The sequence below is a fragment of the Prevotella sp. P5-50 genome (assembly GCF_002251295.1).
Lineage (GTDB): Bacteria > Bacteroidota > Bacteroidia > Bacteroidales > Bacteroidaceae > Prevotella.
Genome location: NZ_NPJA01000001.1, coordinates 66,579 through 92,814 on the forward strand (window position 1 = coordinate 66,579; position 26,236 = coordinate 92,814).

Annotated in this window: 20 protein-coding genes, 1 tRNA gene and 1 other RNA gene; 14 read left to right on the forward strand and 8 right to left on the reverse strand. The window is 47.9% G+C overall.

Going from position 1 to position 26,236, the window contains the following annotated elements:
- The first annotated feature begins 9 nt into the window (after positions 1–9).
- Positions 10–918 carry a serine O-acetyltransferase EpsC gene (gene epsC / locus CIK88_RS00300; protein ID WP_094391446.1) on the forward strand — a complete coding sequence of 303 codons (909 nt, stop codon included), beginning with the start codon at positions 10–12 and terminating at the stop codon, positions 916–918.
- A gap of 91 nt (positions 919–1,009) precedes the next feature.
- On the opposite strand, the gene CIK88_RS00305 is transcribed toward epsC, so the two are convergent.
- The 3 genes from CIK88_RS00305 to CIK88_RS00315 all read right to left on the reverse strand — a co-directional run bounded on the left by CIK88_RS00305 (position 1,010) and on the right by CIK88_RS00315 (position 6,849).
- The gene (locus tag CIK88_RS00305; RefSeq protein ID WP_094433934.1) at positions 1,010–1,519 is read right to left on the reverse strand and encodes a hypothetical protein; all 510 of its coding nucleotides are present in this window, start codon (positions 1,517–1,519) and stop codon (positions 1,010–1,012) included.
- Positions 1,520–1,903: 384 nt separating this feature from the next.
- Complete coding sequence (locus CIK88_RS00310) at positions 1,904–3,181, reverse strand: MFS transporter (RefSeq protein ID WP_094433935.1); 1,278 nt, start codon at positions 3,179–3,181, stop codon at positions 1,904–1,906.
- Positions 3,181–6,849, reverse strand: coding sequence for a DUF4922 domain-containing protein (locus tag CIK88_RS00315; protein WP_094433936.1), 3,669 nt, complete (start codon positions 6,847–6,849; stop codon positions 3,181–3,183). Before CIK88_RS00315 ends, CIK88_RS00310 begins: the two co-directional genes overlap by 1 nt.
- 794 nt (positions 6,850–7,643) lie before the next feature.
- On the opposite strand from CIK88_RS00315, the gene rlmN reads away from it, so the two are divergent.
- The 10 genes from rlmN (at position 7,644) to CIK88_RS00365 (ending at position 16,649) form a co-directional block, all read left to right on the forward strand.
- Complete coding sequence (rlmN, locus tag CIK88_RS00320) at positions 7,644–8,684, forward strand: 23S rRNA (adenine(2503)-C(2))-methyltransferase RlmN (RefSeq protein WP_094433937.1); 1,041 nt, start codon at positions 7,644–7,646, stop codon at positions 8,682–8,684.
- Positions 8,685–8,751: 67 nt separating this feature from the next.
- Positions 8,752–9,864, forward strand: coding sequence for a 4-hydroxythreonine-4-phosphate dehydrogenase PdxA (gene pdxA, locus CIK88_RS00325; protein WP_094433938.1), 1,113 nt, complete (start codon positions 8,752–8,754; stop codon positions 9,862–9,864).
- 10 nt (positions 9,865–9,874) lie between these two features.
- Positions 9,875–10,942, forward strand: a complete 1,068-nt coding sequence (locus tag CIK88_RS00330; protein ID WP_094433939.1) for a lysylphosphatidylglycerol synthase transmembrane domain-containing protein — start codon at positions 9,875–9,877, stop codon at positions 10,940–10,942.
- Between the two features lie 54 nt (positions 10,943–10,996).
- A complete protein-coding gene (locus tag CIK88_RS00335; RefSeq protein WP_094391438.1) occupies positions 10,997–12,238 on the forward strand; it encodes a sigma-54-dependent Fis family transcriptional regulator in 1,242 nt (413 codons plus the stop codon).
- A gap of 68 nt (positions 12,239–12,306) precedes the next feature.
- Positions 12,307–12,807: an LptE family protein gene (locus CIK88_RS00340; protein ID WP_094391457.1), complete on the forward strand. Its 501-nt coding sequence runs from the start codon at positions 12,307–12,309 to the stop codon at positions 12,805–12,807.
- Positions 12,808–12,839: 32 nt separating this feature from the next.
- Positions 12,840–13,634, forward strand: coding sequence for a hypothetical protein (locus tag CIK88_RS00345; protein ID WP_094433949.1), 795 nt, complete (start codon positions 12,840–12,842; stop codon positions 13,632–13,634).
- A gap of 6 nt (positions 13,635–13,640) precedes the next feature.
- Positions 13,641–14,036: a preprotein translocase subunit SecG gene (gene secG, locus CIK88_RS00350; protein WP_094433940.1), complete on the forward strand. Its 396-nt coding sequence runs from the start codon at positions 13,641–13,643 to the stop codon at positions 14,034–14,036.
- Between the two features lie 142 nt (positions 14,037–14,178).
- Positions 14,179–14,252 (forward strand) — tRNA-His (locus tag CIK88_RS00355).
- A gap of 212 nt (positions 14,253–14,464) precedes the next feature.
- Complete coding sequence (locus CIK88_RS00360) at positions 14,465–14,941, forward strand: low molecular weight protein-tyrosine-phosphatase (RefSeq protein ID WP_094433941.1); 477 nt, start codon at positions 14,465–14,467, stop codon at positions 14,939–14,941.
- Positions 14,942–14,954: 13 nt separating this feature from the next.
- Positions 14,955–16,649, forward strand: coding sequence for a hypothetical protein (locus CIK88_RS00365; RefSeq protein WP_144007636.1), 1,695 nt, complete (start codon positions 14,955–14,957; stop codon positions 16,647–16,649).
- A 106-nt stretch (positions 16,650–16,755) separates the two neighbouring features.
- Here the strand turns inward: CIK88_RS00365 and CIK88_RS00370 are convergent, their stop codons facing one another.
- On the reverse strand, positions 16,756–17,067 hold the full coding sequence (locus tag CIK88_RS00370; protein ID WP_094391434.1) for an AzlD domain-containing protein: 312 nt from the start codon (positions 17,065–17,067) through the stop codon (positions 16,756–16,758).
- On the reverse strand, positions 17,054–17,770 hold the full coding sequence (locus tag CIK88_RS00375) for an AzlC family ABC transporter permease (RefSeq protein ID WP_254046814.1): 717 nt from the start codon (positions 17,768–17,770) through the stop codon (positions 17,054–17,056). The genes CIK88_RS00370 and CIK88_RS00375 overlap by 14 nt, the downstream gene beginning before the upstream one ends.
- A gap of 342 nt (positions 17,771–18,112) precedes the next feature.
- Here CIK88_RS00375 and CIK88_RS12315 point away from each other — a divergent pair, with 342 nt between their 5' ends.
- Positions 18,113–18,295 (forward strand): hypothetical protein, encoded by a 183-nt coding sequence (locus CIK88_RS12315; protein ID WP_158214617.1) that lies wholly within the window; start codon positions 18,113–18,115, stop codon positions 18,293–18,295.
- A 60-nt stretch (positions 18,296–18,355) separates the two neighbouring features.
- Here the strand turns inward: CIK88_RS12315 and CIK88_RS00385 are convergent, their stop codons facing one another.
- Positions 18,356–18,736 (reverse strand): hypothetical protein, encoded by a 381-nt coding sequence (locus CIK88_RS00385; RefSeq protein WP_094433945.1) that lies wholly within the window; start codon positions 18,734–18,736, stop codon positions 18,356–18,358.
- 487 nt (positions 18,737–19,223) lie between these two features.
- On the opposite strand from CIK88_RS00385, the gene CIK88_RS00390 reads away from it, so the two are divergent.
- Positions 19,224–21,254: an LruC domain-containing protein gene (locus tag CIK88_RS00390; protein WP_094433946.1), complete on the forward strand. Its 2,031-nt coding sequence runs from the start codon at positions 19,224–19,226 to the stop codon at positions 21,252–21,254.
- Between the two features lie 193 nt (positions 21,255–21,447).
- Here the strand turns inward: CIK88_RS00390 and ssrA are convergent.
- Positions 21,448–21,849, reverse strand: a transfer-messenger RNA (tmRNA) gene (gene ssrA / locus CIK88_RS00395).
- A gap of 151 nt (positions 21,850–22,000) precedes the next feature.
- On the opposite strand from ssrA, the gene CIK88_RS00400 reads away from it, so the two are divergent.
- On the forward strand, positions 22,001–25,198 hold the full coding sequence (locus CIK88_RS00400) for an AraC family transcriptional regulator (protein ID WP_094433947.1): 3,198 nt from the start codon (positions 22,001–22,003) through the stop codon (positions 25,196–25,198).
- 379 nt (positions 25,199–25,577) lie between these two features.
- On the opposite strand, the gene CIK88_RS12675 is transcribed toward CIK88_RS00400, so the two are convergent.
- Complete coding sequence (locus CIK88_RS12675) at positions 25,578–25,700, reverse strand: hypothetical protein (protein WP_256387681.1); 123 nt, start codon at positions 25,698–25,700, stop codon at positions 25,578–25,580.
- Between the last annotated feature and the right edge of the window lie 536 nt (positions 25,701–26,236).

Below are 26,236 nucleotides of genomic sequence, written 5' to 3' on the forward strand. Positions count from 1 at the left end.
AGCACAATAATGACAAATGATAACATTAATGAGATACTGCTAAAGAATGTCAGCATCCTCTCACGACATTCGGAGAAAGAAGACAGTATGATGCCGAAAGGTAACGCTCCCCTGCCCTCTGTAGAGAGTGTGCGCAACATTGTGACGTTAGTGAAAAGCATCATTTTCAGCGACTATTTCTACCAACGACAACCACAGGAGGAAATCCGTTCCTATTATATCGGTGTAAAGATGGAAGACCTATACAAAGAGTTGAAGGAACAGATTGCCCGTGGACTACAGTTCTGCAAGCAGATGGGTGAAGAGGAAGTGCAACGCAAAGCCGAGACGCTGACTTTAGAATTTATTGATGAACTGCCAGAGCTGAAGCGTCTGCTCTATACCGATGTGGAAGCCATGTTCGACAACGATCCTGCCGCAGAAACCTACGGTGAGGTAATCTTCTGTTATCCAGTGGTCAATGCCATGACCCACTATCGCATTGCCCACGCCCTCCACGTGAAGAATATTCCCGTCATACCGCGTATCATCACCGAACAAGCACACTCCAAGACTGGTATCGACATACACCCCGGCGCTACCATAGGAGAGTATTTTGCTATTGACCATGGCACTGGTGTTGTGATTGGCGAAACCTGTATTATCGGCCATCATGTCACGCTCTATCAGGGTGTTACGCTTGGTGCAAAGAGTTTCAAATACGACGAGCAGGGTAATGTGCTTAACGTTCCACGCCACCCGATTATAGAAGACCATGTGACAGTATATTCCAATGCTTCGATACTTGGACGCATCACTATTGGCCACGATAGTGTGATAGGCGGTAACATCTGGGTTACACACGATGTTCCACCCCATTCACGCATTCAACAGTCGAGGGCGGTCGATGTATCATTCAATGGTGGATTGGGGATATAAATTCCTCTTGGATTAGACTGAGGTCGGATAAAGACTGAGAAAAAAGAGGGCCTGTTTGGGTCCTCTTTCCTTTTTCTCTTATATAACGATATTATTTAAATTCATCTTTCGGTACCATGATAAACTGTCTGTCTCCGGCAGCTCTTGTTCTTGTCACCTTTACCAGATTGAAAGCGGCAAGTGTTGAACCATCATAGTAATCGTCGAAATATCCACGGAAGTGTGGGGTTCTACCCACAGTGTAGATATCATAGTCGCGAACTACCACGGTTGTATTATCATCGTAGTCAATATATATTTTGCCACCTCTTACCGTCCAATCGAAATAAGTATGACTACTGCGTCCTGTGTTGAGGTTGTAGTCAATTTCATACCCCGTACCACCACGTGAGAAGTCTCCTTCCTGTACAAAGGTTATCTCTGTTTCGTAGGTATCAGTCATGTGCTGACCATAGCGATAGTCATAAAACTCGCTTGAAAGTGTTCCACTCCATACGCCATCGAGGTCGTATGCCAAATCGGTATCCGAATCGCAACTGGTCATCACAAACATGGTGCAGATGGCCATCAGGGTGTAAGTCAATGTTTGTTTCATAATCATATATCGTTTAGTTTCTGGAAACAAAGGTAGTGCAAATCGAGAGAAATACAAAACATATTTCCCTTTTTTCTATAGGGAAACCCCTATTCTTCTGTAGGAAAATATATTTAACCCTTATTGCCCTTCAACGCAGAAACACGATTTTAGAGACAGAGTCCTACAAGAATCTATTAGTCGATTTATGATAAATATCATAGAATAGATTTTTTCACAATTTTCTTCATGGGTATTTGATTAAATTTTGCTATCATTGCAAATGATAAGCATGAAGTGGCTGTACGAGTACCACTTCAAAATTTCTTTTCCATTATTAACACAATCAATAAAGAAGCGGCACGATTGGGAAATCCTGCCGCTTTCTATTCTTTTTAGTATTCTTACGAATTAGGATTGTTTCTTACCAAATTCGGGATCAACATTCAAAAACCACGTCACGATATAAGTCAGCGAACAAGTCCCTATCACGATGAGGAAGAACACAGGATAACCCACAGCCTCTTGCAGGGCTCCAGCAAACATGCCCGGTATCATCATCGACAGAGCCATGAAGGCAGTACACAGCGCATAATGGGAGGTTTTATGGTCACCACGGCTATAATAAATAAGGTATAGCATATAGGCAGAGAAGCCGAATCCATAGCCAAACTGCTCAACAAAGACGCATATATCAATGATCAACAGATTGGAGGGTAAGGCATAGGAGAGATAGACATAGACAAGGTCGGGCAACGTGATCGCCATTACCATAGGCCAGAGCCATCGTTTCAATCCGTCACGACTTGCCACTACTCCACCGAGTATTCCACCGAGGGTCAGTCCGATGATTCCTACTGTGCCCTGCACTAATCCGTATTCCACATCGGAAAGACCGAGTCCGCCATTGCGTACGGAGTCAACAAGGAACAATGCCGACACCTTAGCCAACAGTCCTTCAGGCATACGATAGAATAGCATGAAGCAGATAGCCACCCACATCTGCGGTTTTCTAAAAAATGTCACCACTGTGGCCACAAACTCATCTGCTATCTGGCGCATAGTACGACGCACTTTATCGCTATCCTCGCTGGGGCGTGGTAATACCCAACTATGGTAGAGCCATAAGGCGATGAAGAGTCCTGCCATGAAATAAAATACCAGACTCCATGCATAGGTAATACTACGAGTGAGGACCTGTAACACACCGGCAAGACCTACCAACAGTCCTGATGCCACAATAGTGGCTATGCGATAGAAGGTGGAGCGGATTCCTACAAAGAATGCCTGTTCGTGTTGGTCAAGACCGAGCATATAGAAACCGTCGGCAGCAATATCGTGGGTAGCACTACCAAACGCCATCAACCAAAAGAAACATAGCGACCCTTGCAACCACCATGGACCTGGTATGGTAAACGCCACACCAGCCAAGGCTGCCCCGATGAGCAGTTGCATCGCCACTATCCACCAGCGTTTGGATCGGAGTATATCCACGAACGGGCTCCAGAGCGGTTTGATGACCCATGGCAGATAGAGCCATGAAGTGTAGAGTGTGATATCGGCATTTGACAAGCCGAGACGTTTGTACATGATGAGTGAGATGGTCATCACAGCCACATAAGGCACTCCCTCGGCAAAATAGAGCGATGGAACCCATGTCCACGGCGACATTCGTTTGTTGTGTAACATCAGTATATCTTTTTAATTTCGGCTCCACGATAGTAGTGAAGCAGTATTTCATCGTATTTATATCCTTGTTGTCCCATGACGGCGGCTCCTATCTGACAGAGTCCTACGCCGTGTCCCCAACCGCGTCCATGCAGTCGGAAGCCTGTTTCAGTTTTCTCTACATCGAAGGCAGAACTATAGAGATGGCTCTCGCTGAGGGCACGACGTATCTCAAGTTCCTTACCGATAGTGAAGGTTTTCTTCGTACCCACTATTTTGAGTTTCCATATACGTCCACTCTTGCCTCGCTCTAAAGGAATGAGGTCGGTAATGGTGCCGAAGTCTTCTTTGAGTTTCTCGCTGACCAGTTGGGAGAGTTTCTCTGTAGAATACTCCACGGTCCAGCGATAGAAATCGTTGGTCTCTTGATCGTAGTCGTTGAGTACTTGTTCCAGTACGGCCTTATCGTTGGTGTTGCAGAAGGGGTCTTCTACTGAAACGAGATATGGTTTCGGAGTATCCTCCCAACAATACTGAAATTCCTCGGTCACTCCACCGCAACATTTCGAGAATCGTGCGTCACATATTTCATCGCCATAACATAGGATTTGTCCTCGTGTGGCTTGCAAGGCTTGTTCTACAGCCGGACTGGTTTGTTTGGTGATGCCTTGATAGCGTTGGCAATGGTCGTCGGCACAAACATCGAAGATGGTATGGTCTTCGCGGTCGTACCAGCGGATGAGTTCATCGTCTTTCTTGACAAACGAGAAGAAACCATCTTTGCGTTGTCCTGCTTCCTCCCGTCTGCGCATCTGCGCCAAGAGCCATGACCGGGAGATAACGGCATGAGCTTTCAGCAGTTCCACACCAGCCGTTGCCTTCATCTCGCTGGAGATGACGCTGGCCAGATAGCGTTCCACAGGCAGTTGGTTGATGGCTGTTATCTTATCAGATTCGACCACAAGGCGTAGTGTGCCGAGGAATACCTGTGTCTCTTTTCGTTCCCAATGGAAATTAACACCGATGGTCACATCATGGAGCGAGAACGACGCTGTTGGGGTTTGTGGTGTGAAGGTCAGTTCGCGATATTGCATGCCTCGCCATAGGATTCCGCCTTCAGAAAATTCCACTACCTGTTCGCCTTTTATGAGTTCTCCTTTTGCCATATATGGTGCGTTGAGAGCAAAGGCGATTTTCTGTCCGCTTACAATTCCCACGGTGACATCAGGCTGTACGCCGTGTTCCTTCTGTGTTGATGTAGAGACTCTTGCCTCTTTCATCTTGCGGATGGCTTCTGCCACCTCATCGGGGGTGAGAGTCACTTCCTGCAGGATGGCTGATGCCTTTTCTGGAGTCAGTTTACGGAAGTCTTCCTCACGTGGTGTGATGATGAGTCCCCCCATATCTACGGCACCCGGACTGATGATGTATTGTTGTTCGCCTGTTGCAGTATAGCAGTCTGGGCGATGTTTTCTGCGTGGCAATACGACAGAGAGGATTGCGTCACCTTGTTTCCATGCTATGATATTCATCATCGGTTCGGTGTCGTCTGCCTGCATCGGCAAACTGTCATACAAGCGACGGAACAACTGGCAGCCTCGCTCTTCGCAATGGCTGCGCACGAGGAATGCAGCTGCGGGATATTCGGGTATCTGCCAGATGCCCTCTTCACCATCGCTCACCACTTCTATCAAGCTGCGACTGAGTCGTTGCCATGAACGTTGCAACGGCAACTTACCGCTACAGATGGCTTGCAGATGGGCATGATCAGGTGCCGATGCGCCACATTTCGGTCCATTATATAATAAGGTAAAATCACGATGCTGGCACACCAGGTGGAGCAGTTCATCGTACATAGGCAGGATGGCTTGTCGCTGATGGCGCAAGGTAGGTAGTGTGAAATGGATGGGGAGGATGGGGAACGGATTGACTAAGAGTTCGTAATCGCCATCGATTGTATGGTGCATCTGTTCTTTGGGTCTGTTCTTCTGACAGAGGAAGCAAGGTCTTTCTGCCAACGATTTAGCATCAATCTTCGCTCCTGTAGATCGGATGCGCGCTGGATTCCATTGCACTTGGAGCGAGAGATTGTCGGCCAACAGTTCGCGAGTCTCTACTCTTGTCAGTTCGCGATAGCGTTGGCACACTTCATCCCACACGGCCAATTGTCGGTTGAAGAAGCGCATCAGAGCAGACTGCTCCATCCTGTCGTGCAGTCCTTGGTTCATCCGCTGGCGTGCTTTCAATTCCATGGTGCGCAGACGGTCTTTATAGAGATTGTTGGCGTTGATTTTCTCTACAGATAGTGCTGCGTCTGAGTTGCCCCCCCAACGGCGGCAGAGATACAGTTCGGTGAAGATACGTCCGATACGGAAGTGGCGCGAGAACATCAAGCCGAGAGCATAGTCTTCGCCATACGAGGTATTGGGGAACTGCACCTGTCGGAGCAATGGGGTAAAGAAGGCGCGTGGCGCACCGAGTCCATTGATGCGGAGTGCATTGTTTGGTCCGTTTTCGTCAGTCCATTCGTGATGATCGATAAGTCCTGGCGGTAAGGTGTTGAGTTCAAAGTCGCACATGCGATAGGAACCAATCACCATGGCTGCCTTCTGCTTATAGAATGCTTCTACGATAGTTTTCAGCGTAGCGGGTGACGAATAGAGGTCGTCGCTATCGAGCTGTACGGCAAAGCGTCCACACCATTGGCTGTTGATTGCTTCGTTCCAACATCCGCCAATACCGAGATCATGACGTTTTGGAGTGATGACCACGAGGCGTTTATCGGCCTTTGCCATATCCGCCAGGAGTTGTCCTGTACCGTCGGTCGAATGGTTGTCCACCACAATCACATTGAAATTGAAGTCGGCTTTCTGTGCCAATGCACTCTTCACAGCATCGCAGATGGTCTTGGCACGATTGAAAACCGGGATAACGACCGAGGCTTCAACCTCAAATTCCTGTTCTTGGAAGTCGATATCTTCGTATTGTGTAGTATCCACCATGGCGTTGACAGCACGCAGATGTGCTGTACAGGCGCGTTCCATCTCTATCTGCACTTCGCGGTTGGCAGGATTGACATAGTCAAACTGCTTGACACCTGATGCTCGCAAATCGCTTTCGTCTTCGGTATAGAGAAATTCGTTGAGGTGGAACAAGAGTCCTTGTCGGCTCAATGCCAATCGCAAGTCATAGAGTCCTGCCCATTGATAGTCGGCAGAAGGTCCATCGGTCATATATTGTTGCAAGGCTTCGTTGCGCAACAGCCAGATGCTACCGAAATCGAAATCGTCGCGTAGAGAACCCTCTTGATAGTCGATCACGGGATGTGCGGTACGCTTACCTTCTTCCATTTGCCAGCGGTCGCTATAAACCATAACGGCTCCGGTATCTTCTGCTGCCAGTGCCATACGTTCCAATGCGACGTTGCCTAAAGTTCCAGAATTGGGTTTCACGCTTAGCATGACATAGGGAGCGGAAGCATGTTGCGCCACTTGTTTCACCAATGCACTACTGGTGAGGTTTTCCACACGAAGGAGTGTACATCCTTTGGGTGGCTGTTGTTCAGCCAAGTCTCCGTTGACTAAAAGAAATATATTGCTTACTGTTGTGCTTTGCTGTAGTTGTTCCACTTTTTCGGCAATATCCGCAAGTGAGTGGCAAGCCACGAAGCAGTCTATTTTCTGTCTCATTTTTCTTTTTTTTTATTTATTTTCTACAAAGGTAGTGCAAACCGAGAGAAATACAAAGAGAAACGAAGTTTTTCTTTTATTTCCGAACTAAAGAACGAAGTAAAGGCATAGCCCAAAATACATTTTACGGCTCGGCTTCGGGATGTATTCGGGATGCCGTCGGGATATATTTCTATCCTTTTCATGTACGAAGCAAGTCCCAAGCAAGTTCCAAGTAAGTCCCAAAAACTTACTAATGGAGGGGGAGTCAGATAGGAGCTACTACCCAGATACATATTAAGCATGTTGAACTCTAATAAGCGATTAAGGGTAATGTTTATCCACCTACAAATCCTAACTGCATGATCATCTAAGTCTTTTTTCACGCGCGCTCGGAAAGAAGATACGTCAAGTAAGCAATTATCAGGCAACAAAAAAGTACATCATACTATAACACAATAACTTAACACATAAAACCAACAAAGAACAAACCATAGTAAATTAACGACTATCATGATGCCTGATTACAGAATTATTGTTGTCAAATGGTGATTTCTTGCCATTATTCTCGCGCACGCGAATAAACAGTCAATTTTATACTTCAGAAACAACAAATATTGTAGTCCGGAAAACAAATCTTCCATCGAAAAATGGTTGTTGCCTGCTATAAAATTCACAAATAAATCATTTAAGAGAATATGCAAAGAACCCCCTTTATACGAAAATAGCAGTAAAAAGAATATAAAAGGTAATTCAGAATTCGTCTTTCTCGACATTTTTTCATACCTTTGCAAGCTATAATGCAACCCGAAAGAATGGACATAACAAAAAAAAGACTGCTCGGACTGACGCCCACCGAACTCAAGACTGTGGTCGCTGAGTTTGGAATGCCAGCATTTACCGCTAAGCAGATAACCCAATGGCTCTACGAGAAACATGCCAAAAGCATAGACGAGATGACCAACATCTCGAAGCAAAACCGTATGCGGCTGGCTGAAGAATACGAAGTAGGCGCCTGGGAACCCATAGATTGCCAACGCAGTATCGACGGTACTGTAAAATACCTATTTCCTGTCAGTTGTGGAGAAGGGAAGTTTGTTGAAACCGTTTATATACCCGATGGCGACCGAGCCACAATCTGTGTATCATGCCAGGTGGGCTGCAAGATGAACTGCCTATTCTGCCAAACGGGCAAGCAAGGATGGGAAGGCAACCTCACCGTGGCAGACATCCTCAACCAGATTTACGCCATGCCAGAGGCCGAAACCCTGACAAACATTGTGTTTATGGGACAAGGCGAACCGATGGACAACCTCGATGCCATATTGCGCGTATGCGAAATAATGACCGCAGACTGGGGATACCAATGGAGTCCAAAACGCATCACAGTAAGTTCGGTGGGCGTAAAAAACAAGTTGAAGCGCTACCTCGACGAGAGCGATTGCCACGTAGCAATATCCATGCACTCGCCACTCCACGAACAGCGCCTGCAACTGATGCCTGCAGAGAAAGCAATGCCTATCGAAGAAACGGTAGAACTGCTGCGACAATACGATTTCTCACATCAGCGACGTTGCTCGTTTGAATATATCTGTTTCGGTGGACTCAACGACACGATGGAACATGCCAAAGCAATCATCAACTTGGTAAAAGGACTGGAATGTCGCGTCAACCTGATTCGTTTTCACGAAATCCCAGATGTCAAGTTGCCTGGAGCCAATGAGACTCGCATGGAACAGCTACGCGACTATCTGACACAACACGGAGTGTTTACCACCATACGCGCCAGCCGCGGACAAGACATCTTTGCAGCCTGTGGACTACTCTCCACCGCACACCAGAACAAGAAAGAATAACAAACCACACAATAACGACTTACACAATAACGACTTTAATAGACTTACACAATAACAAACTCACACAATGGAAGATAAAATGATTCGCGTGGCTATCACGCATGGAGATACAAACGGCATAGGATACGAGGTAATCCTCAAAACATTTGCCACCCCAACCATTCTCGAACTCTGTACCCCTATCGTATACGGTTCGCCAAAACTGGCCGCCTACCACCGTAAAGCACTCAATCTGGAAACCAGTTTCAACATCATAGAACGAGCTGAGGATGCCTGCGATGGTAAGCTCAACATATTAGCATGCTTCGACGACGAAGTAAAAGTAGAGCTCGGACAACCTTCAGAAGAGGCTGGAAAGGCCGCACTAATGGCACTCGACCGCGCCATGACCGACTATCGCTCAGGCTTATATGACGTACTCGTCACCGCACCAATCAACAAAGCCACCATACAAGGTGAAGGATTCCACTTCCCCGGACATACCGAATACATCGAGACCTGCGTGGGAGAAGGAAACAAAGCATTGATGATTCTGATGAATGAAGACCTGAGAGTGGCTCTCGTCACCACACATCTGCCCATACGCAACGTAGCAGAAGCCATCACCCAGGAAGCTATCGTAGAGAAAGCCTCTATCTTCAACCTCAGCTTGAAACGCGACTTCCGAATCTCCAGTCCACGCATAGCAGTACTCTCACTCAACCCCCATGCCGGCGACAACGGACTGTTGGGCAACGAAGAGAAAGACATCATCATCCCTGCCATTGAAGAACTGGAGAAGAAGGGCATACAAGCTTTCGGACCATTCCCTGCTGACGGATTCTTTGGAACCGCAGCCTATTCACACTTCGACGGCGTCCTCGCCATGTATCACGACCAAGGATTGGCACCATTCAAAACCATCGCCCTCGACAACGGAGTGAACTTCACCGCAGGACTACCTATCGTGCGCACATCACCCGACCATGGTACAGCCTATGATATTGCAGGACAAGGCAAAGCCGACGAGAACTCATTCCGTCAAGCCATCTACACCGCTATTGACGTGTTCCGCAACCGACAGTTCTACGACGAACCCATGCAGAACCCACTACCCAAGCTCTACCACGAGAAGCGCGACGACAGCGAGAAAGTGCGCTTTGCCATTCCCAAAGCAAAAGGCAAGACCGAAGACAAATAACAAGCAATAAATGAGTAAGCACTGGCAAAACGGATTCTTCATCTTCGGACTCATTGTGCTCGCCTTGATGGTGACACAACTTGACTTTGCTGCAACATGGGCAGGACTGCAACGGGCAGGATATTGGGCCGTAGCAGTCATCGTACTATGGGCATTCCTATACCTGTTCAATACGGCAGCATGGTGGCTTATCGTCAAAAGTCAAGAAGAACAGAACCCAAACAACAACAGCGCAATAGCACCCTTGCCAAAGACAACGGAAGATACATCCAACACAGGGAACAGCAAACCCACACCATTCTGGTGGCTATATAAAGTGACCATTAGCGGTTTTGCACTCAACTATGCCACACCAGGTGGACTAATGGGAGGCGAACCCTATAAAATCATGATGCTCAAGCCAAAAATCGGAACCGAACGGGCCACCTCGTCAGTCATACTACACACGATGACCCATATCTTCTCCCATTTCTGGTTCTGGCTGTTGTCATGTGCACTCTACATACTGACACAACCCATGACCACGCTGATGTGGATTCTATTACCCATCATAGCCACATTCTGCCTGTTGGCCATTTGGTTCTTCCTGAAAGGCTACAAGCGCGGTATCACCGTATGGCTCATGCGGTTACTAAGCCATTTCCCCTTGGTAAAACGCTGGGCACAACCTTTCGTGGAACGCAATGCCGAACGACTACACGAAGTAGATAAGCAGATTGCCGCACTCCACAACCAAAACCAAAACACCTTCGTAGGAGCCGTCATTTTGGAGCTGGCCTGCCGCATCGCATCAGCATTGGAAATATTCTTCGTACTGTTGGTCATCACGCCATCTGCCAACTATCTGCAATGTATCCTCATACTGGCATTCACAAGTTTGTTCGCCAACCTACTGTTCTTCATACCCTTACAATTGGGAGGACGCGAAGGCGGATTTCTCATGTCGGCAGGCGGACTGGGAATGACAGCATCCGCAGGAATCTTTGTGGCACTCATCGTACGCATACGCGAATTGGTGTGGACAGGAATAGGCTTGCTGATGATAAAAATCAACCGCAAAACACAAGAAGAGCGATAATTTTCAGCAAGATATGCCATAATGTCAGATTTATTTAGTACCTTTGTCCGCTAAATGAAGAGTTCTGAACTACAGACCATCAAACAACGTTACAGCATCGTAGGCAACTGCGAAAGTCTGAACCATGCACTCGACGTCGCACTACAAGTGGCGCCGACAGACTTAAGCGTGCTTATTGTTGGAGAAAGCGGAGTGGGAAAAGAAATCATACCACGCGTCATACACGACAATTCACCACGCCGCAGAGAGAAGTATTTCGCCATCAACTGCGGTTCTATTCCAGAAGGCACTATCGACTCTGAACTCTTCGGACATGTGAAAGGATCATTCACAGGAGCCATCAACGACTCACTAGGATATTTCGGAGTGGCAAACAAAGGAACACTCTTCCTCGATGAAGTAGGAGAACTGCCTTTGGCAACACAAGCCCGACTGTTACGCGTGCTCGAAACAGGAGAATACATACCAGTAGGAGCTACCGAAGTGCATAAAACCGACGTCCGCATCGTAGCTGCAACAAACGTCAATATCCGACAGGCCATTACAGAGGGACGCTTCCGCGAAGACCTCTACTACCGCCTCAACTCAATCCCCATTCAAATGCCACCACTCCGCAAACGCGGCGAAGACATCATCTTGCTGTTCCGTCTCTTTGCCATGCAGATGGCAGAGAAATACCACATGGAAAAGGTTGTGCTGACCGAAGGAGCAAAACAAGTGCTGATGAAATACAAATGGCCTGGCAATGTAAGACAATTAAAAAACATCACCGAGCAAATCTCAATACTCAGCACCGACCGGCAAATCACAGCAGATGCTATCATGCGGTTTATCCCACAGGATCAGGAAACCACACAACTGGCAACTATCCGCACAAAGGATGACCATAGCTTCGAAAACGAAAGAGAGATTCTCTATAAAATACTCTTCGAACTTCGCAGTAATGTCAACGATATGCGACGAGAGATAAGCACGCTGAAAAAACAAATAAACGACGGACAGCCCACACCGGCGAATGACACAACCGGTATTGCCACCACACAACTGGCAACCATCAATACCATACAGCCCATCCAACCAAGAATGGAAGTCGCAGAGGCAGAAGAATATGTTGAGCCAGAGAAAGAGCCAGAAAACCTCAATCTCAACGACTGGAGTCGGCAGGCACTGGAAAAGGCTCTGGAAAGAAATGGAGGTAACAGAAAAAAAGCAGCATTGGAGCTGGGCATCAGCGACCGAACTCTCTACCGCAGACTGAAGCAATACGGACTGGACAAACCATCCAACAACAAATAACAAAACAGAAATAACAGAGCATGAAACCATTATTCACACATACCACCATCCGACACCTCGCAGCTCCTATGCTTCGCGGAATTGCCGTTGTGGCACTCATGCTGCTCTGCGCCTGTTCGGTAAGCTACAAATTCAATGGTGCCAGCATCGACTATTCAAAAACTAAAAGCATCCAGATAGCCGATTTCCCTATACGTTCCAGCTATGTATGGGGCCCGATGGGACCATTATTCAACAATCAGTTGAAAGACCAGTTTGCAAACCACACCCGTCTGCAACAGGTAAAGCGCAACGGCGACCTAAAAATAGAAGGCGAAATCACCCAATACCAACAGCGAAACAAATCTGTTTCTGCTGAAGGATATTCTGCACAGACCGAACTCTCAATGACGGTCAATGTGCGTTTCACCAACAATGTGAACCACAACGAAGACTTCGAGCGCCAGTTTACGGCCTCGGCAACATACGAAACGACAAAGTCACTCAACTCCGTACAGGAGGAACTCGTGACACAAATGTCGAAAGAACTCTGCGAACAGATATTCAATGCCACAGTGGCCAACTGGTAAAGTCACCGTTAACACAAAAGGTTTAAAGCATGATAAATATTGCAGAGCTCATCAATAATCCGGAGAGAATGGACCGCGACACACTCTATGAGTTGCGAGCCATGCTGGCATTACACCCGTACTACCAGACCATCCGATTGCTGATGCTGCAGAACCTCTATCTGCTCCACGACCCATCATTCGATGAGGAACTGCGCAGATCAGCAGTATATATCACCGACCGACGCACGCTGTTCAATGTGGTGGAAGGCGCACACTACCGCTGGAATCACGAAGCGAAGCCCGTTGAAACAGCACCCGATAGCGACCGCACCATCGCACTCATCGACACCTTCCTTGGATCCATTCCGAGCGAGGAGCCAGAAGCAGAGAAAAAGAAACGACGCCCCACCCCAGCAGACGCTACCGTTGATTACGTAGCGTATCTTCTGGAAAGTGAAGATGAGGAAGAACAAACAGGAAACGAACTGCCAAAGATGCAGGGACAAAGCCTCATCGACAACTTCCTTGAAAAAGAACAAGGACGCTTTGCATTAGGCGATATGCGCGACAATATAGCCGACGAAGAAGACAACGGCGAAGGAAACAGCCAACAAGCAGCACAACCCGCCAATGCCAAACCAGAAGCAGAGCAAAGCAGCGACAACGAAGAAGAATTCTTCACCGAGACCTTGGCACGCATCTATATCAAACAAGGACGCTACCAAAAGGCACTCGACATCATACAAAGGCTCAGCACGCAATTCCCAGGAAAGAACGCATACTTTGCCGACCAGATAAGATTCTTAGAGAAATTAATAATAAACAGTAATAAAAACAAAAAGTAAAACAACATGGGACTTTACACATTATTTGTAATTCTGATCCTCCTGGCTGCAGTACTGATGATTCTCGTCGTACTGATCCAGGAATCTAAAGGAGGTGGTCTTTCATCAAACTTCTCTTCCTACAACTCATTGGCCGGTGTACGCAAGACAACCGACTTCATCGAGAAAGCCACTTGGGGACTTGCTATCGCAATGGTGTTCTTCAGCATCGTATGCGCATGGGTAGCTCCTACTGCCGTTACCGAAAGCTCCGTGATGGAGAATGTTGAGAAATCAACAGCCAACCCCAACACATTGCCAGGTTTCGGTGCCAGCCAAAGCAAGCCTGAAACTCCAGTACAGGATGCCAAAACACCTGCTGCTCCTGCACAGACTCCTGCACCTGTCGCTCCTGCAAAATAAGCCTTGCAGACGGTCAGGCATCGCGCAAACGCTCCTTTTTGGAAGAAAATAAAGCTAAAGTGTAAAAAAGTGCGCGATTTATTTGGTAATCTCGAATAAATCGCGTACCTTTGCACTCGCTTTCCAGATGAGAGCACAGATGGTGCCCGTAGTTCAGTTGGTTAGAGCGTCAGATTGTGGTTCTGAATGTCGTGGGTTCGAGTCCCACCGGGCACCCAACTAAACCGAAGCCTGCAAGTTTCAACACTTGCAGGCTTTATTGTTTATATCAAACAAACGACACAAAGCTATCATGCAAACACAGAAACAGCACGAAAACTCCCATACTAACACAACAAAATCTCTATACGCGCGTACATATTATATATAATACCACAACAGATTTTCAGCATACAACATCCACATCATCATTATAAGATAAAAACATTATGAACAAAAAGAGAATACTATTCGTTTGCCTCGGAAACATCTGCCGTTCACCAGCAGCAGAGGGAATATTCCAACACCTCGTCAACCAACAGCAACTGACTGACGATTTCATCATTGACTCAGCAGCAATAGGTCCTTGGCATGTGGGCGACTTGCCCGATGCAAGAATGAGACGATGTGGCACACGCCATGGCTACGACTTCAGCACAAGAGCTCGCCAACTGACAAGCGACGACTTTGCCCGTTTCGACTATATCATCGGCATGGACCACGACAACCTCAAAGCCATCAAAGCCAAAGCCCGTAGCGCAGAAGACGAATCGAAAATACTACTGATGTCCGACTTTCTGCGCCACCACAATAATGCCACCATCCCCGACCCCTATTACGGAGACGGGCGCGACTTCGAACTGGTGATAGAACTACTCGAAGACTCCTGCGAATCACTACTGAAACACCTTACAACAGCACTATAAAAACAATCTACACATGTCACACTTTACAAACAAACTACTGCTTCTGATGGGACTGGCCGTCAGTATAGCAACAGAGGCGCAAACGCGCTTCACCTATCAAGGCAACACCCTCACCACCAACGAGCACAGACTGCTGGTGGGAAGCAAACCTACCAATGCTCGACGAAACACATTCCGCACTATTGAAGAAGCGCTGCGTGCCGCCGAACAGAAGTCGTCAACCGATACGACATGGACAGAAATCTATATCGAGCCCTCTGTCTATTGGATTGACAATCCCGACGATAAAGCCATACGCATGCCTCGCAAAGGCGAAACCACCCCTTACGGCTGCGAAGTAACCATCAACAGAGTACACATGATAGGCATGAGCGACAAAGCCGAAGACGTAGTATTGGCATGCAACCGCGGACAAACCCAAGGTGCAGATGGCAACTTCACCATGTTCCACTTTATCGGATCTGATTTCAAAGCCGACAATATCACCTTTGGCAACTATTGCAATGTCGATCTTGAATATCCCCGCAATCCAAAGCTCAACCGCGCCAAAAGACGAAACGCCATTGTACAGGCACAGTTGGCCATCTGCCAAGGTGACCGCTACACCCTGACCAACTGCCGTTTTATCTCACGCCTCAACCTCTGCCCGTTTGTCGGAGCACCACACACCAATTTCGAGCGTTGCTATTTCGAATGTACCGACGATGCTCTCTGCGGAACTGGCATCTATCGTCAGTGTCGCTTTACGCTATTCAGCAGCAAACCCTTTTACACTACCGACGGCATCCAAGGTGCGACGTTTATTGACTGCGACCTACACAGCAAGACGAAGGGCACCCAATATCTGACCAAGGCGAGCGGTCCCGTTAGTATGACCGACTGTCGTTGGACCAGCGACGATCCTATGCTGACTATCGAATGGACCAAGCGTCCGGATCCTCGTCATCGCTGTGTAATGACAGGCTGCACCCTCAATGGAAAGCCCCTCAACGTGCCGCAACCTACCGCAGCATTACCCGTCAGTCTGCCACCCTTTGCCATCGGTCCGCAGACCGCCATTATCAGTGGGCAATGGACACTCGACTGCTACAAGCCACTTGACACGATGGACCGCGACTGGACTGCCGACAATACGCGTAGCAGTTGGGGATATGCAGAAGGCATAGATGGTGCAGAAGGTTGCTGGGGCCTGATGCAACTGCAAAAGGGCGCACGCATGATGTACACCCCCGCAGAAGGGCATGACTCTGTAGGCAATCAGCGTTGCCATCTTGTTGTTGTTCCCTGCAAGAGCGGCGGTCAAGGTTTTGGCAGCGCCACCACACAATATCTCGACATCTGCATCAAGTTCGACACCCGAACACTCACCGGCTATGGCCTTCGACTGCAGCGCACCCCCGACTACGACCATTCCGTAGTAGTCAGTCTTATGGAATATGCCAATGGTCAAGTCACCCCATTGACAGAAGGCACCCGTTGTGACCTTTTCAAGGGCCGTTGTTCCATCACATTACAATCTGTTGACAGTCAGCTGACCGCTACTATAGCATCCTCACCTGTGACTCCAACGTCCGATTCAGTGGCACTACAGGAACAAACGCTGACCGCCACCATGCCCCACCCCAACCATTATGGCGGTTTCCATCTGCAACACACAGGAAGTACAGGAGCTTCAGCCACCGTCATTCAATCCATCCTCTTGCAATAGTTCCGTATTTCTCAGGAAACCAAGTAAAAGGATGGGATAAAACTCAAATCGGTCATTAGGGTTGATGATAATCCTAATGACCGATTTCTTGCTTTCCCATTCAGAACTATAGAATCAGGCAATCCAGCAGATAGACGATAGTACAGCAAATGACAGCTACTGGGAAGAGTCCCATACGCCGCCAAGCCGCAACGATGCCAACTATAAGAGCAACAAGGCCCGATATAGGCGACATTGTAGTCTGGATGATGCCAGGGAAGGTCATCACCGCCAACGTGACATAAGGAACATAATAAAGGAAGCTGCGCAGAAAACGATTGTTGATCTGTCCTTTGATCAGCAACATCGGTATCACGCGAATCATATTCGTAGTGATGATGGCCAAAAGGATGCAGATGATGATATTATGCCTGTCCATATTGCTCCTCCGTCTTTACAGGTTTCCACCAAGCGGCAACAGCCGAGATAAGAATGGTCAGCACAATGGTTCGCGTTCCACTGCTCCACCCGCTTATCCCCGGTGCCACGCTACAAATACCACTCAACACAAAACTCGCAGCAACAGCATAGCGTACATAACGGTCGTTGCGAGCAACGGGCATGATAACGGCAAGAAACATACCGTAGAGCGCCACGCTAAGCGCAGCAACGATCGCAGAAGGCAACATTCCGCCAGCCACAATACCAGCCGCACATCCCGAAGCCCACATCATCGTAGATACCCATGCTGCCGAATAGGTATAAGCCGGTGGGCAATAGCCTTTACGCGCAATAGAAATGCCGAATACCTCATCGGTGACACAGCAAGCCATCAGCACCCTATGCATCCACGACGTTCCAGGGGCAATCTTCTGCGAGAGCGCAGCGCTCATCAGCATATAGCGCAAGTTGACCACCAGACACATGGCAACGATTTCTACGTATGTCGCTTGAGCAGCCACAAGCGTATATACCCCATATTCGCCAGCCGATGCACGAGTAAAGAAACTGCTTACGAATCCTATTGCCGCCGTCAGTCCAGCCTGTTTGGCAATGATGCCCAGTGAGAAAGCTACGGCAAAATACCCCATGGCAATGGGAGTACCGTCGCGAAACCCTTGAATGATATCTTTATATTGCATCTCCGTCTGAAAATCCATTTCCCGTCATGCCAGCAGTCTGCTGTTCGGTCCATATTCATTAAAAAAGTCCCAACCATTAGTTGTTAACGATTGGAACTCATAGGAGTGGAGCTGGAGGGAGTTTTGAAATGATAGCATCTGATATTTAATAATCTTATATGACATTCATTATCAACTCTTTACGATAGCTCTTGTTGTTTATTATTGTCATGTATTATCTTTTATTGTCGCTCTTTGGGGGAGCAGCGTTATTCTCAATTTTTTTATTTACCTTTGCAGCAAAAAAAAATAATATTTACGCATTCAAAATGCAAAGTTACAAATAATAATTGAGATAACAAAATGATTAACATCAGTTTTAACATTCGTTCGCCTATCGACAAGCGAGACAACCGCGTCATTGTCAGAGTGAGGTGGAATCACAAGCAATATGAGGTAGGCTTTACTACTGGTATGTATGCGGAATTGTATGATAAGATAATGAGCCACTCGTCAGCATGGCCTAGTTCAGACCATTCACGATAGCCGCTTAGGTGGTCCTTGTAGGCTCTGCCATACTCATCACCGTCTATGTGATAGTCATCCTCAAACGAACGGGCCGTTATAGGGCGCGTCTCCAAACGCTTCTTTTAAAAAATCCGCCAACTCGGTTGAGCAGCGGGTGGACTCCTGAATGAGATTGCATTCGGTCATCACGTTGTGACCATCTGCATCAAGCCATCTGCGACGGCTCACGTGAAGCAGTACTTCCTGATCTCTAATCGGAAAGTTGTGAAACGCACTTTCGCGTGTAAATCCATTGGGGCGCAGGTCTTCTCTGTCGTCAGGTTTCTGCTCGTTCTCATCGAGATAAAGGTGAATCACCTGTGTGTCACCTTTCTTCTCGACACGTACAGTCTTCAAGTCAAACCAGTCAAGCATGTGGGCTGGCAATAGGCATTCCGCTAAGAGTCTATACTGTTCCATTTTGTTCTAACCTTTACTCTATAAACGTACACCTGCTTGCTTTTATTGTGCTATGCTATCCACACGCTTTTGCAAGTGACCCGATGTTTGTTGACATAATTATTTTGTTTTTATTATTTTTCTTTTTGTTGTTCCCGAAATTTTTATTATACCTTTGCTAAGGTGGTAGTCCTCCGTGCGCAGTTAAGTCATTGTTATATGAAAGTTTGTTTATCCAATGGCTTTCGGAAGAATGAAGAATGAAATGCAAAAAAAAAAAATAAAAATTAGGCAATAATTATACAACTTATGAAATTATTGCCTAATTTTGCTTCCGAAAACATGGGAGCTGTAACAGGCTGTTTAAAACACTAGTTGTGCAAACGATTGTGCAGAATATTCAGTTTGTTATTAATACTCTTTGTTGCTACATAAATGAAAATAAAGTAAACTTGCAGCGAAAAAAAATAACGTATTAGGTTAAACCATTAAAAAAATATTAGTAATTATGCGTTTCCAACATTTAACCATCGCATCAGTCGCTGTCCTGCTTGCTGGATGTTCATCCAACTCAGGCGACTACATTGGTCCGGAACCAGAGAAGCCGGAATTGGTTGAGAAGGAGTACAACACATTCAACTTCTCGACAGAGAACTCACAGTCTTACGTCAACTTGTCGTACAAAGCTGACGCAAAGACCAACATCTACTTTGAACTTTTTGACGAAGAACCAGGAGAATGGGCTGACAACGGTAAATACTACAAGAAAGAGGGTGTATTGCCTATCTATTCGGGATTCACCGACGAGAACGGACAGTTTAAGTCAAATATCTCACTGCCCTCATACGTGTCTAAGCTCTATGCCTACACACCGTATTTCATCGCCACCCCTATACTTGAGACAACCATGGAGGGCAACACCGCCACATTCGTTGACAACAAGGAGTATTCCGCCCGCGCTCTGACAAGGGCAGCAACTGGAGGCGAAAAGAGCTATATGGTTTGCCCTACAAACGAGATACCTAATAATCTCAGTAGCTATGCCTCGGAAAAGCGATGGTATGACAGCGACGTGGATTATGACGCAAACGGACGCCTCAGTGAATTATTCAAGGGGGAGGAAAATCTTCCACTTATCCCTCAGGACAAACTGGATAATTATTTGAAGACCCACCTTGCCATATTCCCTGTTGACAAGAAGTCGTTCCCTGAGGATTATATAAAGCAGGCAGATATCACCATCACCAAACCAGCTGAAGTTGCTGTGACAATCATTGGCGGAAACACATGTTGGAACAGCAGTATGGGTTACTACTATTATCCAGAAGGACAGAAGCCCGCATCATTGGACGAGGCAAATGTCATCCTTCTCTTCCCAAACACTCAGAATGGAACATACGCCGGCTCGGCTTCTTCTGCCGGTGTGAGCAATGGTGACTGCGTAAAACTGAAGTACTATCCCAATATCGCCAACAACGGCGACAAAAGCGGTGCTACAGACATCTTCCCCGCAAACTATCGCATAGGATTCGTTCTTGCTGCAAATGCATGGTCGAAAAGATTTGGCAAATGGAGAGACAACAGGTATCAGCGTTCCGCCACATCTGCCGACATGAGCAAGGATTCTAGCGGCAAGGCATACAGCAAGCCAATGAGTGCTGTGTATAACATCGACGGACAGGTGCTTGTGTCATTCGAGGATGACAACGACTACGACCACAACTACAGCGATCTCGTGATGACATTCCAGACCAACCCCGTGGATGCCCCTGGAGAGACTCCTGATCCTAAGTACGAATTCAGAAAAACAACAGAGAACGTTGGTTTCTATATCTTCGAGGACCAGTGGCCTTCGAAGGGTGACTACGACTTGAACGATGTCATCTTCAATGCAACATACACAAAGGTATATTCCACTGCCAACTATGCCATCTATGAAGAGGGTTACACCTTCAAGACCTACACCAATGCCGCCAAGGCTGAGAAACTCAAGAGCGGAGTGGCAGTGAAGGTTGAGGGATTGAAAGCCACCGACCAGATTGAGTTCTTCGTGAAGAAACCAGGTGAAACAGAGTTCACAGCCGCCAACTTCGAGCGTGACACAAAGAACAACATCATCTATCTGACCGACAACGCAAAGAGCAATATTGGCACTGAGTATATGTTCAACGTGAAGCACGACGAGGCTCTTGGTGCTCTCTACAAGGGGAAGCAGGTGAAAATCAAACCGTTCATCTATCGTGACGTGGATGGCAAGCGACTTGAGATACACATCGCTCAGGAAGCTCCTACAAAAGTGGCAGACAGGTCATTCTTCGGTACAGAGGATGACGCTTCGCAGCCCGACAAGAAGATCTTCTATGTACGCAGCGGAAACTATCCATTCGGAATCTTCCTCAATGGTGCCACAGAGAGCGACATGACGAAGTTGTTTGACGCTGACAATGAGACAAGAGCTATCGACGAAGACGAAGTATATCCTAAGTACAAGTCATGGGTAGAAAGCAACGGTACAAAGTATAAGGATTGGTATAAGTAATTAATACTTATATGATTAAGAATGCCATACAACCTGTTATTATGGGTTGTATGGCGCAAGTTCAACATAGAACTGCAATTTTTAGGTAGATGAGAATAAATAATCTAATACCAGAAAACACCGAGCACCTTGGGGGAGCGATGCCCTTAAAACAAAAATAACCCACTGGAAACCAGTGAGTTATTTAAAATAGTTGTGGAGCTGGAGGGAGTCGAACCCTCGTCCAAACAGGGAAACCATACGCTTTCTACATGCTTATTCCAGCCTTTGTTTTTCGAGCGCCGACAAGACCTGGACCACCAATCGTCGCCTTATCCTCTAAATTTTCATCCGCCGCACGAGGCTGCGGCAGACTATTTCCGATTTTCCTGCACCGCTGGACCAACCTGATTCGGAACAACATCCAGTTGAGCGATGTCTCGTCCCATCACCTTGTGACGGGATAAAGCCAGTAATCTACTGTACTTCGATTAGGCAGCGAGAGCGTATTTGTTTTCGCCAATTAAATTTTTGACCGAATGGATTATGGAGTTTACAGTCGTCACTCCGCATGCTTACATACCATCTCAGCCCGCTGTCAAATCCAGTCAACCCCGAGTGATATTGTTGTTTGAGGTTGCAAATTTACAACATTTCCACATAACTTGCAACATTTCCGTTGGAAAAAGCCGAATTATATTTGCCCTTTCATACATTTTTCACTAACTTTGCCCATCAAAATCCGTACGAACCTGAAACGAATAGGCATGAATCACCCAAAATATATCATGGATTACGTCCATGCATCACATCTTTCGTTTGCTTACCTTGGCAGAATCGGAACAACCATCAGTCTGTTGCTGCTCCTTGCAGTTCATGCCAGTGGACAGGCTTTCACCTTTCTTTCCACGGAGAAAGGCCTGACGAGCAGTCTTGTGACCTTCCTGCATGAAGACCGATACGGATTGATATGGATTGCCACCGAGGACGGATTAAACCGATATGACGGAGTGAAGATCACCACCTACAAGCACCGCAAGGGCGACTGCCATTCGCTGGCCAGCAACTATGTGAGTTCGCTGATTGCCGATGCCAACGGCAATCTCATTGTCGGCACCTATAAAGGCGTGCAAATCTACCGATACGACAGCGACGATTTTTCCCCTCTCGCCACCCTTCCCGATGGCAGGCCGATGAATGCAAGCATCAATGTGATGCACCTTGCTCCCGACGGCCGCCTCTATGGTGCAGGCGGTATGTCGTGTGAGATCTTGACGTCTGGCAATAAGAAGGTGGAGGTGCGCCAGACGGAAAAGCCCTATTTTCCCAACAGGATCATAGCCTCACTGCCTCGCGAGCTCAACGTCCGTACCTTCATGAGATACGACAACAACCACCTGCTGCTTGGCACCGACAGTAAGGGGCTCAAGCTCTACGACGAGCAACGTCACACCTATAGCGACTATCCCCTCGACATACCAGGCTTTTCTCAAAGTTTGGAGAAGGTGCGCCATATAGAGAAAGACCACAGGGGCAACCTATGGATAGCGCTGTATCAGAAGGGCGTTGTCATGGTTTCCCAGCGCAGAAGCATGTTTGGCTACATCGGTTCGCGCACCACACAGAAGAACATCATCGGTTCTCACTGCATCCTGTCGCTATGCCGAGGCAAAGACGGTGGTCTGTGGGTCGGCACCGATGGCGATGGTCTTTATCGTCTGTACGGATCATCGTCCCAACACCTTGTTCAGGGCGTCCCCCCAATCATCAACAGCGTGATAGAAGACTCCGACGGCCGGACGTGGATCGGGTCGTTCGGCTACCCCTGCTATAGCGGCACAGGCGGTGTGTTCACCCCCGTGCCCGGACTTCCCGAACAAGCCAACGTCTTTGCCATTAGAGAAGACCGCAACCGCAGGATATGGCTCGGCACCATGGGCTATGGTGTCTTTTGCTATGACATGCAGAAGAAATCGCTCTCATGGGTGAGCAGTCCCGTCATCAACAAATACGTCAACTGCCTCTATGTATTGTCAAACGGCCATGTGCTGGCAGGCACCTTCAACGGCATATACAACATCACCACGCATCGCCACCTGTGCGAGCAGCGCATAGTCTATGCCATCCATGAAGACCGCCACGGCAGACTGTGGGTAGGCACATCCGACGGCCTCCTTGTGGTGGATGGCGACCACACCAAGACCTACACCACCTCCGACGGCATGCCCTCCAATTCCGTCTTTGCCATCAGCGAAGACGAGCGCGGCCTCATCTGGTTCTCCTCCAATGCCGGTCTGTCGTGCTTCGACGAGCCGGGCAACATCTTCACCAACTATTCCGTCAGCGACGGACTGCAAGGCAACGAGTTCTCGAAAGGAGCCCTGCTGAAAGATACCGACGGCACACTATGGTTTGCCGGTCACGGCGGCATCACCTATTTCCAGCCCTCCGCCATTGCCCGCCATCAGTACGTGCTCCACCCCCGCCTCACAGCCCTGTATATCAACAATGTGCCGGCAAACACCCGAACCCTCACTGGCGGCAAACCCGTCATGACCGACAATATCTACCAGTCGCAGCATTTCAGCATAGCCTACGAAAACAACTCGTTCAGCATCGAACTCTCGTCCGAAGAGACCGATGCTCCTGCCGAGTGCACCTATGCCTACTCCTTAGACGACGAGCCATGGGCCACCATCCCCGAAGGCGGCCACCTGGTCACCTTCAGCAATCTCGATGCAGGCAGCCACATCCTCCGCTATGCCGTGGAGTACAACGGTAAGCGGTCGGAAGTGAAACAGGTAGAGATAGACATCCGTCGTCCGTGGTGGAACAGTTGGCTGACGCGTCTCCTGCTGTCCGCCCTCCTCCTCTTCATCTTCGCCCTTGTATTCTTCTGGATCAAGAGTCGCGAGAAGGTCAAAGCCCTCGCCCTCATCTCCCACAAGATACGCACTCCGATGTCGCTCATCATCAGTCCGCTGACCCAGCTCATCGACACCGATGCAGACCCCGACCGCCAAGCCACCTACCGGCTGATGCTCCGCAATGCCGAGCGTCTGCAGCATCTCGCAGCGCAAGCCACAGAGGAAGAACCCATCGGTCCGATCAGGAGCAACGAGGCGCAGGAAACCGCTCCAGCCAGTCTGCAGAAGTCGCACACCTCCCGCCATCTGCTTATCGTGGAAGACGATGATGAAGTGAGAAACTACCTCTGCCGTGCCCTCTCATCCAGCTACCACATCCGTGAAGCCCGCAACGGCAAAGAAGCCCTTGCCCTTGTGTTCCGCCATGCCCCCGATGCCATCATCAGCGATGTCACCATGCCGGAGATGGATGGTATCGCCCTCTGTCGCAAGCTGAAAAAGAATATCCAGTTTGCCCACATCCCCGTCATCCTCCTCACCGCCCGTGCCGACGAAGAATCCATGTTGCAAGGTCTTGGCATCGGCGCCGACGCCTATATCACCAAACCCTTCAATATCAAGATCCTGCAACAGAGCATCAGCAACCTCATTCTCCTCCGCCAGCAACTCTACAACACCTATCACGGCAAGCAGTTGCAAGACGACAAGCTGGAGGCAGTCGAGACAGAAGATTCCAACGAGATATTCATGCAGCGCGTCATGGCATCCATCAACAGCCACCTCAGCGAGAGCGATTTCTCCGTCGATGTGCTATGCCGAGAGGTAGGCATCAGCCGTGCCAGTCTGCACCGCAAGCTGAAAGACCAGACCAACCAGTCAGCCAGCATCTTCATTCGCAACGTCCGGCTCAGACAAGCCGAGAAGCTGCTCACCACGACCACGCTGCGCGTCAACGAGATCGCCGCCCGTGTAGGTTTCAAAAACCTCTCCTATTTCATCAATTCCTTCCGCGAACTGTATGGTGTATCGCCTACAGAGTGGAAGAGCAACAAGGACTCAGCAAATCCAACCAACTGGACATCAAGAAGTTGCACATGACAGGGACGGTCTGAAACAGTATTGCTGTTCTCCCATCAGTTTCCCGACAATTCGCTGACTGTCGTTGGATTTTCGCAAGAAACAGTAATCTCATCAGGATGAGTCCTCTGCTATCGGGTAGTGGTTGGAATCGGGCAGATCAGATAAAGCCATAAGACGCGCCCTGTTTTTGGTTTTTCAAAACTGTAATACTGTAACTGTAACGCCTTGAAACGCAAAATTGGAGGAATAAAGAAATCTGCAAATCCGTTGTGCGGTTTTTGGAAACTGTTATATTGTAACGCTTGAAATGCAGAAAATGGTTTTTGGAAACTGTTATATTGTTATATTGTAACGCTTGAACCGATGGTATCGTCTGATCTGGTTTTGTTGACTGTCACTATTGCGAGTGTGTTCCTACGTCATCTTCTCGCTTATCGCGATACCTCCATTTTACGGTTTTGAAAGTCAACAGTTCTGGCGATCCACACAACTTCTTGAGAAGCCCATTACGAATTGCCATATTATTTTCTTGGATCTTATCCTTAGATTTCATCCTTCGTTTTCTCGCCATGGCAGAGTTTAAGTGAACTTAACTCTACTCATCTGGCTTAACGAAAACGGTGGATTTCCTCCTTCGTTTTCTCGACCAGTATGTTGTTATCAATAAATTAGCAATATCGCACCCATTCCCACATCGTGAGGTTTCTCCCTTTCAGTTCCCATGTTCCTCCCATTTTGTCCCATCATCGTCCGCCCAATTCTGGGATTTAGTGCGGATTCACTGGTGACTTAATTAGAAGTTGCCCACGTCTGTGTGCGGACGGAATGTTGAGGCGAAAGTGATTCTCTCTTGAACCACGGTGCAAAGGTACGAAGAAAAACAATAGGTTGTTCCACTTGTCGCCAACTTGTGATGGAATGTCCGTCACCACTAGTGTCCACTAAAAACGATTAACAATCGTTGTAAGTGGTTGATATGCGACAAAATACGAGCAAAAAATGACTCTATGGGTTAGAAATGACTATCTTTGCAGAAAATTACAATCTGTAAGTTAG

Bases quoted from the DNA above. Each gene is read 5' to 3' on its own strand.
- CIK88_RS00360 (WP_094433941.1), top strand. From the start codon at position 14,465: ATGAACAAAAAGAGAATACTATTCGTTTGCCTCGGAAACATCTGCCGT.
- pdxA (WP_094433938.1), top strand. From the start codon at position 8,752: ATGGAAGATAAAATGATTCGCGTGGCTATCACGCATGGAGATACAAAC.
- CIK88_RS12315 (WP_158214617.1), top strand. From the start codon at position 18,113: ATGATTAACATCAGTTTTAACATTCGTTCGCCTATCGACAAGCGAGAC.
- CIK88_RS00390 (WP_094433946.1), top strand. From the start codon at position 19,224: ATGCGTTTCCAACATTTAACCATCGCATCAGTCGCTGTCCTGCTTGCT.
- CIK88_RS00315 (WP_094433936.1), bottom strand. From the start codon at position 6,849: ATGAGACAGAAAATAGACTGCTTCGTGGCTTGCCACTCACTTGCGGAT.
- rlmN (WP_094433937.1), top strand. From the start codon at position 7,644: ATGGACATAACAAAAAAAAGACTGCTCGGACTGACGCCCACCGAACTC.
- CIK88_RS00335 (WP_094391438.1), top strand. From the start codon at position 10,997: ATGAAGAGTTCTGAACTACAGACCATCAAACAACGTTACAGCATCGTA.
- CIK88_RS00330 (WP_094433939.1), top strand. From the start codon at position 9,875: ATGAGTAAGCACTGGCAAAACGGATTCTTCATCTTCGGACTCATTGTG.
- CIK88_RS00340 (WP_094391457.1), top strand. From the start codon at position 12,307: ATGCTTCGCGGAATTGCCGTTGTGGCACTCATGCTGCTCTGCGCCTGT.
- CIK88_RS00385 (WP_094433945.1), bottom strand. From the start codon at position 18,736: ATGGAACAGTATAGACTCTTAGCGGAATGCCTATTGCCAGCCCACATG.
- CIK88_RS00365 (WP_144007636.1), top strand. From the start codon at position 14,955: ATGTCACACTTTACAAACAAACTACTGCTTCTGATGGGACTGGCCGTC.
- CIK88_RS00310 (WP_094433935.1), bottom strand. From the start codon at position 3,181: ATGTTACACAACAAACGAATGTCGCCGTGGACATGGGTTCCATCGCTC.
- CIK88_RS00375 (WP_254046814.1), bottom strand. From the start codon at position 17,770: ATGCAATATAAAGATATCATTCAAGGGTTTCGCGACGGTACTCCCATT.
- epsC (WP_094391446.1), top strand. From the start codon at position 10: ATGACAAATGATAACATTAATGAGATACTGCTAAAGAATGTCAGCATC.
- CIK88_RS00305 (WP_094433934.1), bottom strand. From the start codon at position 1,519: ATGATTATGAAACAAACATTGACTTACACCCTGATGGCCATCTGCACC.
- CIK88_RS00370 (WP_094391434.1), bottom strand. From the start codon at position 17,067: ATGGACAGGCATAATATCATCATCTGCATCCTTTTGGCCATCATCACT.
- secG (WP_094433940.1), top strand. From the start codon at position 13,641: ATGGGACTTTACACATTATTTGTAATTCTGATCCTCCTGGCTGCAGTA.
- CIK88_RS00400 (WP_094433947.1), top strand. From the start codon at position 22,001: ATGAATCACCCAAAATATATCATGGATTACGTCCATGCATCACATCTT.
- CIK88_RS12675 (WP_256387681.1), bottom strand. From the start codon at position 25,700: ATGGCAATTCGTAATGGGCTTCTCAAGAAGTTGTGTGGATCGCCAGAA.